The sequence below is a fragment of the Delftia sp. UME58 genome, assembly GCF_014170385.1.
Lineage (GTDB): Bacteria > Pseudomonadota > Gammaproteobacteria > Burkholderiales > Burkholderiaceae_C > Comamonas > Comamonas acidovorans.
Genome location: NZ_LZZV01000081.1, coordinates 1 through 767 on the forward strand (window position 1 = coordinate 1; position 767 = coordinate 767).

Below are 767 nucleotides of genomic sequence, written 5' to 3' on the forward strand. Positions count from 1 at the left end.
GTCTCTCTCTGGACATAAGAGCGTTGTGCAGGACACCACCCTGGGTCTTAAAGAACGCTTACAAGAATTGCTTGGGCCCGGTCCGCTTCCCGCGCGGATGCCTCCAGACCGGATGGAAGAGCTCATAGTGTCCCTCTGCGACGAACAGTTTGTAACGCTCCGCGACCTAGCGCAGGCGTTGAGTCGCTCAGACGCATCGTTAAGAAAGCACTATTTGAACCCGCTGGTTGATGCTGGCCGGCTCGTGAGAAAATACCCCGCACCGAGCCATCCCCAACAGGCATATAAGCGCTGTTCCGCGACTACGACGAAACCGATCGACTGATTACCCCAGGCAATTCGGCGGGCGTCGAAAAGATCCTTTATGAGTCAGTCCAATTTGCTATCCCTTCATGCACATCGCGTAGAAAAGCCGCCGAAGCTGGTGTCTGAATCATCGAAGGGACTGCAAGTTCGACCAGGCATGCCAACATTTCGGTGAACCACCATTTAGCCATACGCCTGGATGGAATGACGTGGGTGTGTGCGAGGTAGCATATCGCCCGCGTCACTATGTGTGGATCGCGGCCCGATTCAACTACGGTGGCAAGCTGATCCGAGGCAACCTGCAGAAACTCGCCCGCCAGCTTGGCCACTGCGATTTCCGGCGTGCCCTGTTCTGACCATAAGGTCGATCGCGCCAAAGTCCGGCAGGCAGCTTGCAATGTGGCGAGTTCGACTTCTTCCATGGGCTGCTCTCCTTGCAGGCGTGGTGACTCCGTCAGAGG

At 56.6% G+C, this 767-nt stretch carries 1 protein-coding gene and 1 pseudogene; one reads left to right on the plus strand and one right to left on the minus strand.

What is annotated here, in order from left to right; genetic code table 11:
- Nucleotides 1-325: pseudogene (locus tag A9976_RS31210) on the plus strand (hypothetical protein); the annotation flags it as partial.
- 37 nt (nucleotides 326-362) lie between these two features.
- On the opposite strand, the gene A9976_RS19905 reads toward A9976_RS31210, so the two are convergent.
- Nucleotides 363-728, minus strand: coding sequence for a hypothetical protein (locus A9976_RS19905; RefSeq protein ID WP_183016507.1), 366 nt, complete (start codon nucleotides 726-728; stop codon nucleotides 363-365).
- Nucleotides 729-767 lie beyond the last annotated feature (39 nt).

Excerpts from the sequence above, each read along its gene's own strand:
- A9976_RS19905 (WP_183016507.1), bottom strand. The coding sequence starts at position 728 with ATGGAAGAAGTCGAACTCGCCACATTGCAAGCTGCCTGCCGGACTTTG.